This window comes from Azospirillum sp. TSH64 (assembly GCF_003116035.1).
GTDB lineage: Bacteria > Pseudomonadota > Alphaproteobacteria > Azospirillales > Azospirillaceae > Azospirillum.
Genome location: NZ_LGQW01000015.1, coordinates 2,445,353 through 2,461,497 on the forward strand (window position 1 = coordinate 2,445,353; position 16,145 = coordinate 2,461,497).

At 67.5% G+C, this 16,145-nt stretch carries 15 protein-coding genes; 2 read left to right on the forward strand and 13 right to left on the reverse strand.

Going from position 1 to position 16,145, the window contains the following annotated elements; translation table 11 throughout:
• From meaB to hisN, 8 genes are all read right to left on the reverse strand, one after another.
• On the reverse strand, window positions 1-621 hold a 621-nt coding region (gene meaB, locus TSH64_RS12545), incomplete at its 3' end, for a methylmalonyl Co-A mutase-associated GTPase MeaB (RefSeq protein ID WP_109452589.1).
• A 298-nt stretch (window positions 622-919) separates the two neighbouring features.
• Complete coding sequence (locus TSH64_RS12550; protein ID WP_109445386.1) at window positions 920-2,560, reverse strand: ABC transporter ATP-binding protein; 1,641 nt, start codon at window positions 2,558-2,560, stop codon at window positions 920-922.
• 25 nt (window positions 2,561-2,585) lie between these two features.
• Window positions 2,586-3,671, reverse strand: coding sequence for an ABC transporter permease (locus TSH64_RS12555; RefSeq protein WP_109445387.1), 1,086 nt, complete (start codon window positions 3,669-3,671; stop codon window positions 2,586-2,588).
• Window positions 3,671-4,780, reverse strand: a complete 1,110-nt coding sequence (locus tag TSH64_RS12560) for a microcin C ABC transporter permease YejB (RefSeq protein WP_109445388.1) — start codon at window positions 4,778-4,780, stop codon at window positions 3,671-3,673. The genes TSH64_RS12555 and TSH64_RS12560 overlap by 1 nt, the downstream gene beginning before the upstream one ends.
• Before the next feature lie 60 nt (window positions 4,781-4,840).
• On the reverse strand, window positions 4,841-6,709 hold the full coding sequence (locus TSH64_RS12565) for an extracellular solute-binding protein (protein WP_109445389.1): 1,869 nt from the start codon (window positions 6,707-6,709) through the stop codon (window positions 4,841-4,843).
• A gap of 74 nt (window positions 6,710-6,783) precedes the next feature.
• On the reverse strand, window positions 6,784-8,634 hold the full coding sequence (locus TSH64_RS12570; RefSeq protein ID WP_109445390.1) for an extracellular solute-binding protein: 1,851 nt from the start codon (window positions 8,632-8,634) through the stop codon (window positions 6,784-6,786).
• Between the two features lie 93 nt (window positions 8,635-8,727).
• Window positions 8,728-9,240 (reverse strand): hypothetical protein, encoded by a 513-nt coding sequence (locus TSH64_RS12575; RefSeq protein WP_109445391.1) that lies wholly within the window; start codon window positions 9,238-9,240, stop codon window positions 8,728-8,730.
• Window positions 9,241-9,250: 10 nt separating this feature from the next.
• Window positions 9,251-10,033, reverse strand: coding sequence for a histidinol-phosphatase (hisN, locus tag TSH64_RS12580; RefSeq protein WP_109445392.1), 783 nt, complete (start codon window positions 10,031-10,033; stop codon window positions 9,251-9,253).
• 175 nt (window positions 10,034-10,208) lie between these two features.
• Between hisN and nudC the strand changes: the two genes are divergently transcribed.
• Window positions 10,209-11,114 (forward strand): NAD(+) diphosphatase, encoded by a 906-nt coding sequence (gene nudC / locus TSH64_RS12585; protein WP_109445393.1) that lies wholly within the window; start codon window positions 10,209-10,211, stop codon window positions 11,112-11,114.
• A gap of 119 nt (window positions 11,115-11,233) precedes the next feature.
• Here nudC and TSH64_RS12590 read toward each other — a convergent pair whose 3' ends face one another.
• From TSH64_RS12590 to TSH64_RS12605, 4 genes are all read right to left on the reverse strand, one after another.
• Window positions 11,234-11,770, reverse strand: a complete 537-nt coding sequence (locus TSH64_RS12590; RefSeq protein WP_247872909.1) for a DUF29 domain-containing protein — start codon at window positions 11,768-11,770, stop codon at window positions 11,234-11,236.
• Between the two features lie 91 nt (window positions 11,771-11,861).
• Window positions 11,862-12,170 carry a hypothetical protein gene (locus TSH64_RS12595; protein ID WP_109452593.1) on the reverse strand — a complete coding sequence of 103 codons (309 nt, stop codon included), beginning with the start codon at window positions 12,168-12,170 and terminating at the stop codon, window positions 11,862-11,864.
• 238 nt (window positions 12,171-12,408) lie between these two features.
• Entirely contained in the window at window positions 12,409-13,275 is an 867-nt protein-coding gene (locus tag TSH64_RS12600) for a prephenate dehydratase (RefSeq protein ID WP_098739012.1), read from the reverse strand.
• Window positions 13,276-13,326: 51 nt separating this feature from the next.
• Window positions 13,327-14,112 (reverse strand): 3-deoxy-manno-octulosonate cytidylyltransferase, encoded by a 786-nt coding sequence (locus tag TSH64_RS12605; protein WP_109445394.1) that lies wholly within the window; start codon window positions 14,110-14,112, stop codon window positions 13,327-13,329.
• 373 nt (window positions 14,113-14,485) lie between these two features.
• On the opposite strand from TSH64_RS12605, the gene TSH64_RS12610 reads away from it, so the two are divergent.
• Complete coding sequence (locus tag TSH64_RS12610) at window positions 14,486-15,025, forward strand: cytochrome c family protein (protein ID WP_109445395.1); 540 nt, start codon at window positions 14,486-14,488, stop codon at window positions 15,023-15,025.
• Between the two features lie 119 nt (window positions 15,026-15,144).
• Here the strand turns inward: TSH64_RS12610 and TSH64_RS12615 are convergent, their stop codons facing one another.
• The gene (locus TSH64_RS12615) at window positions 15,145-16,011 is read right to left on the reverse strand and encodes a DUF4743 domain-containing protein (RefSeq protein ID WP_109452595.1); all 867 of its coding nucleotides are present in this window, start codon (window positions 16,009-16,011) and stop codon (window positions 15,145-15,147) included.
• Between the last annotated feature and the right edge of the window lie 134 nt (window positions 16,012-16,145).

Sequence of the window (16,145 nt, forward strand, 5' to 3'; positions counted from 1 at the left end):
ATCGCCGTCGGCCTTGTTGACGACGACGAGGTCGGCCAACTCGACGATGCCCTTCTTGATGCCCTGCAGCTCGTCGCCGCCGGCCGGCAGCAGCAGCAGCATGAACAGGTCGACCATGTCGGCGACCGCGGTCTCCGACTGGCCGACGCCGACCGTCTCCACCACGATCACGTCGAAGCCGGCGGCTTCGCAGACCAGCATCGCCTCGCGCGTGCGGCGCGCCACGCCGCCCAGCGTCGCACCGGCGGGGGAGGGGCGGATGAAGGCGGCTGGATCGCGCGACAGGTCGACCATCCGGGTCTTGTCGCCCAAAATCGAGCCGCCGGTGCGCTGCGACGACGGATCGACCGCCAGCACCGCGACCTTGTGCCCCAGCCCGATGACATGCAGCCCGAACGCCTCGATGAAGGTCGACTTGCCGACCCCCGGCACGCCGGAGATGCCGAGTCGCACCGAGTTGCCGGTATGGGGCAGCAGCGCCTCCAGCAGCGCTTCGGCGGTGGCGCGATGGTCGGCACGCGTCGATTCGATCAGCGTGATCGCCCGCGCCAGCGCGCGGCGGTCGCCAGAGCGGACAGCTTCGGCGAGGCGGGCGGCAGCTTGCAGGGCGGTGTCGGTCATGGCGGCGGCGTCGGTCTGTGCGAAGGGAGCGGTACCCTACCCGAGGGAGCAGTCCGGGATAAAGCCCTTGGCGTGGTGGCAGGTCGTCCCGGACGCTGTGGTTTCGGTGGGCGGGCCTTCCACGGATTTCACGGATTTAGACACGGATTTCACGGATTTTTTTTGAACTTGGCGGCGCTTCGGCCCTTCACGAAGGGGTGCGGCCTTGGGCCGCGACATCCGTGAAATCCGTGTCCCAATCCGTGAAATCCGTGGAGATCTTGTCGACAACTCCCGCACCCTGGGGATCACGCCCGCCCTACGTCCGCACCGCCGGCGACTCTACCGCCTCCAGGTTCAACGCGGCGGCGAGCAGGGCGCGGGTGTACTCCTCGCGCGGCTCCTCGAAGATGCGCTGGGTCGGCCCCTGTTCGACCACCTTGCCGTCCTTCATCACCATGACGTGGCTGGACAGCGCCCGCACCACCCGCAGATCGTGGCTGATGAACAGATAGGCGAGGTTGTGGCGGGCCTGGATGTCGCGCAGCAGGTCGACGATCTGCGCCTGCACCGACATGTCGAGCGCCGAGGTCGGCTCGTCCAGCACGACGAATTTCGGCTTCAGCACCAGGGCGCGGGCGATGGCGATGCGCTGGCGCTGGCCGCCGGAGAATTCGTGCGGGTAGCGGTTGCGCGCGTCCGGCGGCAAGCCGACCTCCTCCAGCGCGCGGGCGACCATCGCCTCGCGTTCCTTGGCGTCGCCGATGCCGTGGATGCCCAGCCCCTCGCCGATGATCTGGCCGACAGACAGGCGGGGCGACAGGCTGCCGTAGGGGTCCTGGAAGACGATCTGCATCTCGCGGCGCAGGCCCCGCAGGCGCTTCGGCTGCCAGCCCTGGATGTCGGTGCCGTCGAAGCGGATGGCGCCCTGGCTGGCGTGCAGGCGCAGCAGCGCGAGGCCCAGCGTCGTCTTGCCCGACCCCGATTCGCCGACGACGCCGACGGTGTGGCCGCGGCGGACCGCGACATCGACGCCGTCCACTGCCTTGATGTGGCCGACGGTGCGGCGCAGCAGGCCTTTCTTGATCGGGAAATGGACCTTCAGCCTATCGGCGGCCATCACCTCCGCCGCATCCTCGGGCGGCGACAGCGGGTTGCCGCGCGGCTCGGCCGACAGCAGCTTCTTCGTGTAGGCGTGGCGCGGGCGGATGAACAGGTCGTCGACCTTGGCCTGCTCGACGATCTCGCCCTGGTTCATCACGCAGACGCGGTCCGCCATCTTGCGCACCACCCCCAGATCGTGGGTGATCAGCAGCAGCGCCATGCCGAAGCGGCTTTGCAGATCCTTCAGCAGCGCCAGGATCTGCGCCTGGATGGTGACGTCGAGCGCGGTCGTCGGCTCGTCGGCGATCAGCAGGTCGGGCTCGTTGGCGAGCGCCATCGCGATCATCACGCGCTGGCGCTGGCCGCCCGACAGCTCGTGCGGGTAGGCGGTCAGCCGCTTTTCCGGGTCGGGCAGCCCGACGAGGCGCAGCAGCTCCAGCGTGCGGGCGCGGGCGGCGGCGGTCGACAGGCGCTTGTGCAGGAACAGGGTCTCGTTGATCTGCCGCTCGATGCTGTGCAGCGGGTTCAGCGAGGTCATCGGCTCCTGGAAGATCATGGCGATGCGGTTGCCGCGCACCTGCCGCAGGGTCTTCTCCTCGGCACCCAGCAGCTCGGTGTCGCGGAAGCGGATCGAGCCAGCGGGGTGGTGCGCCATCGGATAGGGCAGCAGCTGCAGGATCGACAGCGCCGTCACCGACTTGCCGGAGCCCGATTCGCCGACCAGCGCCAGCGTCTCGCCCTTCTGGATGTCGAAGGACACGCCCTTGACGGCCTGCGTGGCACCGGCGCCCGAGCGGAAATCGACGCGCAGACCCCGCACGGACAGCAGGTCGGGGTTGGGGGGCATCAGGCTCATGTCGGGCTCTTCACGGTCGTCATCGTCATTCCGCCGCTTCCTTGCGCGCCGCGGTGGCCGCGGCGGCCTCGCCGGGCAGCGCGGTGGACATCTGGGCGATGGTCTTGCGCGGGTCGAAGGCGTCGCGCACCGCCTCGCCGATGAAGATCAGCAGGCTCAGCATGATCGCCAGCACGAAGAAGGCGGTCAGGCCGAGCCAGGGCGCCTGGAGATTGGCCTTGCCCTGGGCCAGCAGCTCGCCCAGCGACGGCGAGCCGGGCGGCAGGCCGAAACCGAGGAAATCCAGCGCGGTCAGGGTGGTGATGGAGCCATTGAGGATGAAGGGCATGAAGGTCAGCGTCGCCACCATGGCGTTGGGCAGCACATGGCGCACCATGATGGTGACGTCGCCGGCGCCCAGCGCCTTGGCAGCGCGCACATAGTCGAGGTTGCGCGCCCGCAGGAACTCCGCCCGCACCACATGGACCAGCGCCGTCCAGGAGAACAGCAGAAGCAGCCCCAGGAGCCACCAGAAGGTCGGCGTCACCACGCTGGCCAGGATGATCAGCAGGAACAGGGTGGGAAGCCCCTGCCAGATCTCGATGAAGCGCTGGAACAACAGGTCGGTCAGCCCGCCGAAATAGCCCTGGACCGCGCCGGCCGCGACACCGATGACCGAGGAGAAGACGGTCAGCACCAGACCGAACAGCACCGAGATGCGGAAGCCGTAGATCAGCCGCGCCACCACGTCGCGCCCCTGGTCGTCGGTGCCGAGCCAGTTGTCGGCGGACGGCGGGGCGGGTGCGGGGACCGGCAGATTGTAGTTGATGGTGCGGTAGCTGTAGGGGATCGGCGGCCAGACCATCCAGCCCTTGGCGGCGATCAGGTCGCGGACATAGGGATCGCGGTAGTCGGTTTCGGTCTCGAACTCGCCGCCGAAGGTGGTCTCCGGGTAGGTGTGGAAGACCGGCCAGTAATAATGGTTCTCGTATTCGATCAGCAGCGGCTTGTCGTTGGCGATGAACTCCGCCCCCAGCGAGACGATGAACAGCACCAGGAAGATCCAGAAGGACCAGAAGCCGCGGCGGTTCGCCTTGAAATTGGCCAGCCGGCGCCGGGTCAGCGGAGTCATCACACCCTCCGCGAGTCGAAGTCGATGCGGGGATCGACCATCACATAGGTGATGTCGCCGACCAGATTCATGATCAGCCCCAGCAGGGTGAAGAAATAGAGCGTCCCGAACATCACCGGATAGTCGCGGTTGATCGCCGCCTCGAATCCCAGCAGCCCCAGCCCGTCGAGCGAGAAGATCACCTCGATCAGCATGGCGCCGGTGAACAGGATGCCGATGAAGGCGCCGGGGAAGCCGGCGATGACGATCAGCATGGCGTTGCGGAAGACATGGCCGTACAGCACGCGGTTCTCGGTCAGGCCCTTGGCCCGCGCGGTGATCACATACTGCTTGCCGATCTCCTCCATGAAGGAGTTCTTGGTCAGCATGGTCAGGCCGGCGAAACCGCCGATCACCATGGAGAACACCGGCAGCGCCATGTGCCAGAAATAGTCGAGCACTTGGCGGTACCAGGGCAGGCTGCCCCAATTGTCCGAGACCAGACCGCGCAAGGGAAACCAGTCGAGATAGCGCCCGCCGGCGAACACCACGATCAGCAGCACCGCGAACAGGAAACTGGGGATGGCGTAGCCGACGATGACGACGCCGGACGTCCAGACGTCGAAGGGCTGGCCGTCGCGCACCGCCTTGGCGATGCCGAGCGGGATGGAGACCAGATAGACGATCAGCGTCGTCCAGATGCCGAGCGAGATCGACACCGGCATCTTTTCCAGCACCAGATCGACGACGCGGCGGTCGCGGAAGTAGCTGGTTCCGAAATCGAACACGATGTAGTTCGACATCATGTGGATGAAGCGTTCGTGCAGCGGCTTGTCGAAGCCGAACTCCTTCTCCAGCTGCTTGATGAAGGCGGGATCCAGCCCCTGGGCGCCACGGTACTTGCCGCCGCTGTCGCCGCCGGTCTGGTTCTGGCGCTGGGCGGCGTTGGCGTCGCCGCCGGCGCTGCCGCCGATGCGCGAGGTCGCCTCCACCGCGGTGCCCTGGACGCGGGCGATCATCTGCTCGATCGGGCCGCCGGGGGCGATCTGCACGATCAGGAAATTGATCACCATGATCCCGAACAGGGTGGGGATGATCAGCAACAGGCGGCGGATGATGTAGGCCAGCATCGCGGGTGTCCCGACCCTCCCCAATCCTCAAGGAAACGACAGCTTAGACCAGAGCGTGGTTCACGGTCCCGTGCGGCGTGCGCTGTTGGCGAGCTTCGCGTTCTTGTCCGCGTCGATCCACCAGCTGTCCGGGAAGCCCAGGCCGTACTTTGGGGCAACCGTGGGATGGGAGAAACGGTTCCAATAGGCCACGCGGTACACCGTGTCGTGCCAATGCGGGATGACGTACCAGTTCCACAGCAGCACACGGTCGAGCGCCCGGGTGGCGGCGATCAGCGACGGGCGGTCGGGGGCGGCGATCAGCGTCTCCACCAGCTTGTCGATGGCCGGGTTCTTGATGCCGATCGAGTTGCGGCTGCCGGGCTGGTCGGCACGCGAGGATTCCCAGTAGTCGCGCTGTTCGTTGCCGGGCGACAACGACTGCGGGAAGCGCTCGATGATCATATCGTAATCGAAATTATCGGTGCGGTTCTGGTACTGCGCGCTGTCGACCACGCGGATCTGCGCCTCGATGCCGGCGCGCTCCAGATTGCGGACGAAGGGCTGGACGATGCGTTCCATGTCGGCCTGGACCAGCAGGAACTCGAAGCGGAAGGGCTGGCCCTGCGCATTCACCAGCTTGCCGTTCTTCAACTCCCAGCCGGCGTCCTTCAGCAGGCCCAGCGCGGTGCGCAGGTTGCCGCGGATGTTGCCGCTGGCGTCGGTCTTCGGCGGCTCGTAGGGCTTGGTGAACACCTCGTCCGGGATCTGGCCGCGGAACGGCTCCAGCAGCTTCAGCTCCTCGGGCGAGGGCAGGCCGGTGGAGGCCAGTTCGGTGTTGGCGAAATAGCTCTTGGTGCGCTGGTACAGGCCGTAGGACAGGTTGGCCCGCGTCCATTCATAGTCGAACAGGTAATTCAGCGCCTCGCGCACGCGGCGGTCCTGGAAGACCGGGCGGCGGATGTTGAAGACGAAGGCCTGCATGCCCTGCGGGTCCTCGTGCTTGATCTCCTCCTTGATGATCTGGCCGTTCTGCACCGCCGGGACGTTGTAGCCGGTGGTCCAGTTCTTCGACGAGTTCTCCAGCCGGAAATCGAAGGCGCCGGCCTTGAACGCCTCGAAGGCGACGTCGAGGTCGCGGTAATAGTCGTAGCGGATGCGGTCGAAATTGTAGCGGCCGCGGTTGATCGGCAGATCTTTCGCCCACCAGTCCTTGACCCGCTCATAGGTGATGGCGCGGCCGGGCTGCACGTCCACCGCCTTGTAGGGGCCGCTGCCGATCAGCGGCTCCAGCGTCGTGGTGGCGAAATCGCGGTTGGCGAAGGCGTGCTTGGGCAGCACCGGCAACTGGCCCATGATGACTGGAAGTTCGGGATTGTTGCCATCCCGGAACGAGAATTTGACCGTGCGCTCGCCGGTCTTTTCCGCCTTCGTTACGTCAGCGTAATAGGTGCGGTAGAGCGGGTGGCCCTTTTCCTTGAGCGTGTCGAAGCTCCAGATCACGTCGTCCGCCGTGACCGGCTGGCCGTCGTGGAAGCGGGCCTCCGGCCGCAGGGTGAAGGCGACCCAGGTGCGGTCGGGCGCGACCTCGATGCTTTCGGCCAGCAGGCCGTATTCGGTGATCGCCTCGTCGCCGTTGCTGGTGGTCAGGGTCTGGAACACCAGCCCGGCCCCGGCGGCGGCCTGTCCGCGCAGGATGAAGGGGTTCAGATTGTCGAAGCCGCCGAAGGCCATCAGCTTGACCTCGCCGCCCTTCGGGGCGTCGGGATTGGCATAGTCGAGATGCTGGAAGTCCGGCCCGTATTTCGGCGTGCCGTGCAGGGCCAGGGCGTGGCTGCCCCCGGTCTTGCCCTGGTCCTGAGCCGCGGCCGGGGATGCCGGCAGAAGCGCCGCCGCCATCATCACCGCCGCCGCCATACCGGTGCCCAGACACCGCATCCGACCCGTCATGCCCGATCCCCTCCCTCGCTCATTTTCTCGAAAAGCGTTCAGCTTGATGGAGTTAGCGCCGCAATGGGGCGTCATCAAGGCTGCGCCGCCTTGACAGCCGGATCGACCCACCAGGTCGCCGGAAAATTGGTGCTGCGATAGTCCTGATCGTATTTCGGCCAGACCGCGGGATGGGCCAGCCACGCCTTGTGGGCGATCCAGCTTTCCGGGTTGTGCCATTGCGGCACCATGTAGAACCCCCACAGCAACACGCGGTCGAGCGCGCGGGTGGCGGCCTGCACCGAGTCGAGATCCTTGGCCCCCAGCGCCTTTTCGATCAGCGCGTCGGCCACCGGGTCATGGATGCCGGAATAGTTGGCCGATCCCTTGAGACCGGCGGCGGCCGAGCCGAAATAGCCGCGCAGCTCGGTGCCCGGCGGGGTGAAGAAGGCGAGGTTGACGATGATCGAGTCGAAATCGAACTCGTCCAGCCGTGCCTGATACTGCGCGGTATCGACCAGACGCAGGGAGGCGTCGATGCCGACGCGGCGCAGGCTCTCGACATAGGGCTGGATGACGCGGGTCAGCGCGCCGGTGCCGTCGAGGAACTCGATCGCCATCACCTCGCCGGTCTTGCCGTTGGTCAGCTTGCCGTTGCGGACCTCCCAGCCGGCCTCCTTGAACAGGCGGGTCGCCTCGCGCACCTGGGCGCGGTTGTTGCCGCTGCCGTCGGTGGTCGGCAGGGTGAAGGGCTGGGTCAGCAGCCGCTCGGACAGCTGCGCCTTGAAGGGTTCCAGCAGCGCCAGCTCCGCCGGGCCGGGCGGTCCCTTGGCGCCGAAGTCGGAGTTGGGGAAGTTGCTGAGCGTCCGCTTGTACTGGCCGTACAGGATGTTCTTCTGGATCCAGTCGAAATCGAACAGCAGGGCCAGCGCCTCTCGCACGCGCGGGTCGGCGAACTTGTCGCGGCGGGTGTTCAGGCGGAAGCCCTGGGCGCCCAGCGGCAACTCGCTCGGCACCTCCAGCTTCCGGATCCGGCCGTCCTTAATGGCGGGGAAGTCGTAGCCGGTGGTCCAGCGCTGCGCCCGGTATTCGCCGCGGAAATCATAGGCGCCGGCCTTGAACGCCTCGAACATCACGTCGTCGTCGCGGTAGAAGTCGTCCTTCACGGTGTCGAAATTGTAGAAGCCGCGGGCGGTCGGCAGATCCTTCGCCCACCAGTCGGCGACCCGCTCGTAGGTGATGGAGCGGCCGGCATCGACCGTCTTGATCCGGTAGGGACCGCTGCCCAGCACCGGCTCCAGCGTCGTCTTGGAGATGTCGCGCCCCTGCGCCGTCCACCAATGCTTTGGCTGCGGCGAGAAGGTGGTGGCGAAGTCGATGATCGGCTTGATCTCCCCCGTGCCGGTCAGGGTGATCTTGAAGCGGCGGTCGTCCAGCGCCTCCACCTTGGCGGTGCGGTCGAGGAAGGACTTGATGAAGGGCGCGCCATGGGCCTGGATCGCATCCCAGGTGAAGACCACGTCGGCGCTGGTGATCGGCGTGCCGTCATGCCACTGGGCGCCCTGGCGCAGCGTGAAGATCGCCCAGCCGAAATCGTCCGGCACCTCGACGCTTTCCGCCATGTGGGCGTAGGCGGCGTCCAGCTCCCAGCCGGACCCGACCATCAGCGTGTCGGAGATCAGCCCCAGCGTGCGCGGACGCACCCCGCGCAGGATCAGCGTGTTCAGGCTGTCGTAGGTGCCCGGCTGCGATTCGGCCAGCCCGACCGACCCGCCCTTGGGCGCGTCGGGATTGACGTGGGGGAAATGGGTGAAGCCGGGCTGGAACTGCGGCTCGCCGAACTGCTTCAGCGCGGTGACGGTCCGGGTGGCGGCCTGCGCTGGCGCCAGGATCGCCGATGTCGACAGCGTCAGGATCGTGGCGGCAAGGACGAGAAGGCGGCGCATCGGCGGTCCTGTGTGGGGTGCGGACGTTCTGGTTAGATTGCCACGCCCGCTCTCCGGTCAAGCGCAATTCCGGGCGCAATTCCGGTTCTCAGGTCAGTTGCTTCGCGCCGCGCGCCAATGGTCGGCCATGCGGTCCATCAACTGGCGATAGCGGCGGTCGGTCCGCATCAGCTTGCGCACCGACTTTCCGTTGCGCGGGTCAGCCAGCATCCAGGCCTCCGCCGCCGCCTGATGTTCCGGATGGATCGACAGCAGATAGATCGCCGCCTGTTCCGGGGACGCAATGACCGTCTCCTGCATCCCTTCCAGGATGGCGCCGACATAGAGCGGCAGGACCTTGCGGAAATCCTCCGGCCCGCCGTCGGTCTTGCCCTCGGCCTCGGCGAGGTCGGGGGAGGCGCCGCCGTCGGCCATCAGGGCGCTGCGTTCGGCCGCCGGCAGGGCGAAGAAGGCGTCGAGCCCCAGCAGCAGGTCGCAGACGGTCTTTTTGCGCACCATCCAGTTCGACCCGCCCGACACCCGCGCCGCCAGCCCTTCCAGGAAGGGCCGCAGCTTTTCAGGGGACGTTTCAAAAACGGAACGGGCGGGAGGGGAGATGGCGGTCATGGCGCTTCCCTCAACCGGCCAGCGTCGCCATGGCGTCACGGTGGGTCTGCGGATCGCCGGCGGCGATCACCCGGCCGGTGGAGTTGGCGTCGAGCGGCTTGCCCTCCCAATCCGTCATCAGCCCGCCGGCCCCGGTCACCACCGGCACCAAGGCCGCGAAATCGTACAGCTTCAGCCCCGACTCGACGACGAGGTCGTAATAGCCCGACGCCAGCAGGCCGTAGCTGTAGCAGTCGCCGCCGTAGGACGCCGTCTTCACCTTGGCGGCGACGCGGCGGTAGGCCTCGTAATCGCTGCCGGGGAACAGGTCGGGCGAGGTGGTGCCGAACATGGCGGCAGGCAGCCCGCCGGGGCAGGGGCGCACGCGCACCGTCTGGCCGTTGTGGGTGGTCGGGCGGCCTTCGACGCCGATCCAGCGGTCGCCGACGATGGGCTGGTCGATGATGCCCAGCACCGGGCGGCCATGGTGCAGCAGGGCGATCAGCGTGCCGAAGATCGGCCGGCCGGTGATGAAGGACTTGGTGCCGTCGATGGGGTCGATCACCCACACCCATTCGGCGTCCAGGTTCTTGGTGCCGTGCTCCTCGCCATAGATGCCGTCGTCGGGGCGCTGGCTTTCGATGATGGTGCGGATGACGTGCTCCGCCTCGCGGTCGGCGATGGTGACCGGCGAGGCGTCGGCCTTGTCGTCGATGGCGACCGGAGTGCGGAAATAGCGGCGGACCACGCTGCCGCTGGAGTCGGCCAACCGCTGGGCGAGCGCCACCATCGGGGCGGGGCAGGGTTCGGTCATGGTCGCTCCTTGAGACTTCTGTCGATAGGGTTGCCGCATCCTAACGGCGTGTGCCCGCCCCGGAAACCCGAAAGCGCCCCGGCTCTGCTTGAGGAGAGGCCGCGGTTTCCGCCGGGCAGCTCCTCCGCCGGCAGGGCTTTGCGCCCGGCCCGGCTTGTGGCAGCCTCGACGGGCCATGACGAACCGACCCAACATCTACGCCGCCGCGCCCATCGACCGCGCCTCCCTCCGCCGCAAGGACGAGGATTGGCTGACGGAGGCCTGGCTCGCCCCCGCGTCCCGCGTCCTGCCGATCTGGCAGACCAAGAGCTTCGTCGCCGGTCCGGAGGATGCGCCCCGCGCCGTCCTGCTGCCGGCGGAGGGGCTGGACGCGGTGCCGATCTTTCTCGGCCTGATGGACGGCACGCCGGTGTTCACCGTCGACCTGTCGATGGTCGAGGACCCGGACGCGCTGCCGGCCCTGCGCGGCCATGGCCGGTTCGAGGATCTGCGCGTCACCGGCCCGCTGATGCCGGAAGGCGAGGCGGCGCTGTGCGCCTATGCCCGCGGCATGGTGTGGTGGAATGCCCGCCACCGCTTCTGCGGCGTCTGCGGCTCCCCGGCGGCGACGGCGGAGGGCGGGCATGTCCGGCTCTGCACCAACCCCGGCTGCGCCACCCACCATTTCCCGCGCACCGACCCGGCGGTGATCATGCTGGTCCATGACGGCGGCGACCGGGCGGTCCTGGGCCGGCAGAGCCGGTTCCCGCCCGGCATGCATTCGGTGCTGGCCGGCTTCCTTGAGCCGGGCGAAAGCCTGGAGGACACCGTCGCCCGCGAGGTGTTCGAGGAGGTCGGGCTGACGGTGACGGACATCCGGTACCGCTCGTCGCAGCCCTGGCCCTTCCCATCCTCGCTGATGCTGGGCTTCACCGCGCGGGCCACCAGCTTCGACATCGACACCGGCAACGACGAGCTGGAAAGCGCCCGCTGGTTCGACCGCGACTTCCTGCGCAGCCACACCCCGGACGAGACTTTCCGCCTCGCCCGGCCCGACTCGATCGCCCACCGCCTGATCCGGGAATGGATGGCGGAGGGGTGAGGGATCAGTGGATGAACAGCTTCACGAAGATGCCGATCTGAAAGGCAAGCACGAAGCCAAGCATCCACTTCATCAGGGTCATGTCGGACTTCAGACCGCGATCTTCGGACCTCGGCATGTCAGTCGAGGTCCGGATGCGGGCCGGGGCCGGGCCAGTAACGCTCGTCCAGCGCCTCCCTGCCATAGGGACTGACCGTCGGGAAGGTGCCGGCGGGCAAGCCGGTTTCCAGCGATGCCTTTTGGACGGCCCGCTTGTAGAGCTTCGCATCCTCCAGCAATTCGGCAAGCAATGGGCGCAGGCTCGGGCTTTCCTCCACCACGTCTTCGATGCGATGGCGCTGTTCACCGATGGTTCCAAGCCAACTGCCGGTGCGCATGCCCGGCTGAAACTGGTACTTGAGGAGATGGGTGAGCAGCACTTCAAGCCGGTTGCGCAGTTCCTGCCGCTTGGCCTTACCCATATCCTCCAGCTCTTCGGCGAGGTTGGCGCGATCCAGTGCGGTAAGTGTACCCGAACGAAGCAGCGCCGCCTGACGTTCGATCCAGGCGACGAAGTCCTCGTCGTAAAGTCCGCTGTCCGGCGGGTCGGATGCGAGCTTGGTCGCCGGAGCGGGTGGCTCCGGACGCGGCGTGGACATGCCTCGGATGATGCGCATGGTCGGCCTGACGTAGAGCAGAAATTGAGATATTGCCAAGCGTAGCACACGATGTCAGGCCGGTCATCCTGGGCAAGGGTGGACACCCTTCCTAATGCCGCTGCTGCACCCCCACCGCACGCGTGGGGGAGCGGCGGCGGTCGAAGGGGTTGGGGTGGCGGGTGCAGGTGTCGTTGTAGAGCATCATCAGGGAGGCCGTTTCGGCCGCGCTGCGGCAGGTGGCGCAGCACAGGTTGTCCCAGACCATCTGGCGGACGGCGGCATCGCCCCAGGGTTCATGCAGAAGCGAGGCGCCCTTTTCCAGCGCGGCCATGAAGGGGATATGTTCGTGGGCGGCGATCTGCGCCACCTCGTCCGCCTCCAGATCGGCCAATCCCAGACAATCTTCCATCGTGAGCATGGCAACCTCCATCCGTGGCGCCATGGCCGTCGGCGGGGTCTCACCCGTCAGCCGCCGTGGTGTTTGTTGTAATCGGCCCCTTGTGGAACCGGCGCTTGCCGGTGCTTCCTGTATAACAACTTCAGCTAATCTTGCCCAGCGCCGGCCGGACGCGGCCAAGGCTAAGTTGCGTCACTGCGGCGGAATGACGCGTGACTTGCGGCAACTGCGAAAAGACTTGCGGCGTTGCGGGAAAGCGTCAGTCCTCGCCGACGCGCTGGCTTTCCTGATAGCGGAAGGGGTTGGCCGGATAGACTCCCAGGATCTTCACCTCGCGGGCGAAGAAATCCAGCTCTTCCAGGGCGAGGCGCAGCGGGCGTTCGTCGGGATGGCCCTCGACGTCGGCGTAGAACTGGGTCTGGGTGAAGTGGCCGCCGACCATGTAGCTTTCCAGCTTGGTCATGTTGATGCCGTTGGTGGCGAAGCCGCCCAGCGCCTTGTAGAGCGCGGCCGGCACGCTGCGGACACGGAAGACGAAGGTGGTGATGGTCTTGCAGGAGCCCAGCGCCGGCAGCTTCGGCTCGCGCGCCAGGATCAGGAAGCGGGTGGTGTTGTGGGTGGCGTCCTCGATCCCGCTCTTCAGGATGTCGAGGCCGTAGATCTCGGCGGCCAGCGAAGAGGCGATGGCGGCATGGCGCGGGTCGTTCATCGCCGCGATCTCTTTCGCGGCGCCGGCCGTGTCTGCATGGTTGATCGCCTGCAGGCCCAGGCCGCGGATGGCGGTCTGGCACTGCGACAGCGCCTGGATGTGGCTGCGCACGGTCTGGATGCTGTCCAGCGTGGCGCCCTTCGGCGCCAGCAGCTGGTGATTCACCCGCTGGAAATGCTCGCCGATGATATGCAGGCCGCCTTCGGGCAGCAGATAGTGGTTGTCGGCGACGCGGCCGGCGATGGAGTTCTCCACCGGGATCATCGCCAGCGAGGCCCGCCCGTCGCGCACGGCGGAGAAGGCGTCCTCGAAGGTGGCGCAGGGCATCGTCGTCATGGTCGGCCGCGCGTTGCGGCAGGCCAGATCGGAATAGGCGCCGGGGAAGCCCTGGAAGGCGATGATGTTGGACGTGCCCATGAGCGGAATTCCCCCGGCGGATCTTGAATAAAAGACCGACTGTGTCGGATGTCAGCCGGCTTGACGGCTGGAGAGGAGGGCGCAGGCGCGCTCCAGGTCGGCGGGAGTATCGACACCCAGCGGAACCGCGTCAACGACCGCCGCGTCGATGCGCATGCCGTTCGACAGGGCGCGCAGCTGCTCCAGCCGCTCGCGCTGCTCCAGCACCGACGGCGGCAGCGACACGAACCGCTCCAGCGCCGCCCGGCGGTAGGCGTAGAGACCGATGTGGTGGTAGAGCGGCCCGTCGCCGGTCGGCGCGGTGGCGCGGGTGAAATAGAGCGCGCGGCCCTGGCGGGCTCCGGCCGGCAGCTCCAGCACCGCCTTCACCACATTGGGGTTGGTCCGCTCCTCCTCCCGCGTGATCTCGGCCACCAGGGTGGCGATGTCGACCTCCGGGTCGGCCAGCGGGGCGAAGGCGGCGCGCACGCTCTCCGGCTCGATGGTCGGCAGGTCGCCCTGCACATTCACCACCGCATCGTGCCGCCCCTCCGGGTCGATCAGCTGCAGCGCCTCGAAGATGCGGTCGGAGCCCGAGGGATGGTCGGGGCGCGTCAGCACCGCGGTGCCGCCGGCGGCCTCGACCGCGCGGGCGATCTCAGGCTCGGCGCAGGCGACCACCACCGGGCCGATCTCCGCCTCCATGGCGCGGCGCAGCACATGGACGATCATCGGCGCGCCGAGGATGTCGGCCAGCGGCTTGCCGGGCAACCTGACGGAGGCCATGCGTGCCGGGATCACCACGACCGGGTTAGCCGGGCGGGCGACGGAGATGCTGGCGGGGGCGGCGGTCGGCATGGCGCGGAAACTCCGGTGGGAAGGTCCGGTGGGTCAGGGAATCGGGACGCTTGGATTCGTGACGCTTTTCTGGCGCGGGTGAACCACGGACGCCGGGGCGGCGTCAAGGGGCGGCATCGGGCGATGGCATGTCGGACGGTGCGAGAGCCGCCAGGGGGCCGCAGCGCCTGCCTTCCGGCTGCTTTGCGATGCAGCGTAATGCGCAAGCAAATTAAGTGGTTGGTGACTGCGACAAATTTGTATGCGACCTTTTTTCGCGGTCCGCCGGGCTATGAGAAGCTTCGGACCGCGGGCTATGGTAGCCGCGGCGCGTTCAGCCGCGGGCGGGAGAAACGCCGAGTGTACTGAAATTAGGGAACAAAGGGGCTCATCAATGAGCATGGAGTGGAACAAGGTTTTCGGCGCCGTGCTGCTGGCCGGGCTGATCGCGATGCTGGCCGGATTCGCGTCCAAGGTGCTGGTTCATTCTAAGCCGCTCGAAAAGAGCGTCTATGTCGTCGCGACGCCCGAGGGGGCCAGCGCGCCCGCCGACAAGGGTGCCGCTCCCACCGGTCCGGCGCCGATCGCGCCGCTGCTCGCCGCCGCCAGCCCGGAGGCCGGCCAGAAGGTGGCCAAGGCCTGCGCGGCCTGCCACAGCTTCGACAAGGGCGGCGCCGCCAAGGTCGGTCCGAACCTGTTCGGAATCGTCGGCGGTCCGAAGGGCCACATGCAGGGCTTCGCCTACTCCGACGCGCTGGTCAAGACCGGGGGTACTTGGACCTATGACGAGCTGAACAAGTTCCTCTATGACCCGAAGGGCTATGCTCCGGGCACCAAGATGACCTTCGCCGGCCTCAAGAAGGATGACGACCGCGCGGCCGTCGTCGCCTACCTGCGCTCGCTGGCCGACAGCCCGCAGCCGCTGCCCCAGTAACCGCCTCCAGTACCAGGGTACCGGGCGCCGCCGCGGCCGGAAGAAAAAAAGCCCCGCTCTCGCAAGAGGCGGGGCCTTTTGTTTGTCCGGATAGGCACCCGGCCGGCGAAGCGCCGGGCTTACCGCCGCAGGCTGCGGGCGATCTCCAGATAGTCGGGATCGTTTTCCGGCGTCAGCCGGCCATGGCGGATCAGGAAATCGGCCACCACAAGGGTCACGTTGAACTTCCACTCGCCGCTGCCGCGCACCGACTCCGCCACCTTGTCGAGCGGCCAGAGTTCGAAGCTCTCCACCTCGCCATCCGTGTTGACGGGGGTGAGGCCGGGCGGAAGCTCCAGATCGTAGACGAACAGGCGGTCGCGCTTCAGCCCGGCCGCCGTCTCCATGGTGTAGCTGATGGCGCCGACCGGCACGGCGCGCCGCGCGGTCTCGGCGTCGAGCCCGGCCTCCTCCGCCGCCTCCTTCTCCAGATTCTCGGCCAGGCTCAGGCCGATGGGCTGGCCGCCGGCGATCAGGTTGTCGAGCTGGCCCGGTGCCACCTCGCGGCCCTTGGCGCGCCGGCCGATCCATAGCAGAAGTCCGCCGGCCCCATTACCGGCGGAGTCGTCGCGGACGAAGCCGTTGATGTGCAGGCCGTAGGCCTCGATCCCGAAGGCACCGACGGCGGCACGGTCCAGCCGGGCCAGCGGCTCCGCCCCCCAGCGCGGCAGGACCGGGTAATATTCGCCGCGCAGCGCCTTGACCGTTCCCTGTTCCACCAGATAGGCGGCGGCATGGTCGAGCAGGGTGGAGCGCGCCTCGAAATCCCGGATCTCGGGCGCGATGGTCAGCCGGTCGGCGGTGACGACGAAGCCGGGATCGACCCCGGGCAGCGCCTCGGCCAGGGCATGGCGCACCCAGCCCACGGTGTGGCCGTCCAGCTCGAACGGGCGGAAGCCGGACAGGTCGTGCGCGTTGCACGCGCGGATGTGATCGAGGAAGCTCATGCCGTCCATCTAAGCGGGGCGGACGGGCCGGTGCAACCGCTCATCCAGAGCATGGGCCAGGGCATGAGCCAGGGCCGTGTGCACCCTCGTATATTTGGACATCTTGCGCGTCCCTGGTTGCCATCGTACACAGG

Excerpts from the sequence above, each read along its gene's own strand:
- TSH64_RS12550 (WP_109445386.1), bottom strand. The coding sequence starts at position 2,560 with ATGAGCCTGATGCCCCCCAACCCCGACCTGCTGTCCGTGCGGGGTCTG.
- TSH64_RS12555 (WP_109445387.1), bottom strand. The coding sequence starts at position 3,671 with ATGACTCCGCTGACCCGGCGCCGGCTGGCCAATTTCAAGGCGAACCGC.
- TSH64_RS12560 (WP_109445388.1), bottom strand. The coding sequence starts at position 4,780 with ATGCTGGCCTACATCATCCGCCGCCTGTTGCTGATCATCCCCACCCTG.
- TSH64_RS12565 (WP_109445389.1), bottom strand. The coding sequence starts at position 6,709 with ATGACGGGTCGGATGCGGTGTCTGGGCACCGGTATGGCGGCGGCGGTG.
- TSH64_RS12570 (WP_109445390.1), bottom strand. The coding sequence starts at position 8,634 with ATGCGCCGCCTTCTCGTCCTTGCCGCCACGATCCTGACGCTGTCGACA.
- TSH64_RS12575 (WP_109445391.1), bottom strand. The coding sequence starts at position 9,240 with ATGACCGCCATCTCCCCTCCCGCCCGTTCCGTTTTTGAAACGTCCCCT.
- hisN (WP_109445392.1), bottom strand. The coding sequence starts at position 10,033 with ATGACCGAACCCTGCCCCGCCCCGATGGTGGCGCTCGCCCAGCGGTTG.
- nudC (WP_109445393.1), top strand. The coding sequence starts at position 10,209 with ATGACGAACCGACCCAACATCTACGCCGCCGCGCCCATCGACCGCGCC.
- TSH64_RS12590 (WP_247872909.1), bottom strand. The coding sequence starts at position 11,770 with ATGCGCATCATCCGAGGCATGTCCACGCCGCGTCCGGAGCCACCCGCT.
- TSH64_RS12595 (WP_109452593.1), bottom strand. The coding sequence starts at position 12,170 with ATGCTCACGATGGAAGATTGTCTGGGATTGGCCGATCTGGAGGCGGAC.
- TSH64_RS12600 (WP_098739012.1), bottom strand. The coding sequence starts at position 13,275 with ATGGGCACGTCCAACATCATCGCCTTCCAGGGCTTCCCCGGCGCCTAT.
- TSH64_RS12605 (WP_109445394.1), bottom strand. The coding sequence starts at position 14,112 with ATGCCGACCGCCGCCCCCGCCAGCATCTCCGTCGCCCGCCCGGCTAAC.
- TSH64_RS12610 (WP_109445395.1), top strand. The coding sequence starts at position 14,486 with ATGAGCATGGAGTGGAACAAGGTTTTCGGCGCCGTGCTGCTGGCCGGG.
- TSH64_RS12615 (WP_109452595.1), bottom strand. The coding sequence starts at position 16,011 with ATGAGCTTCCTCGATCACATCCGCGCGTGCAACGCGCACGACCTGTCC.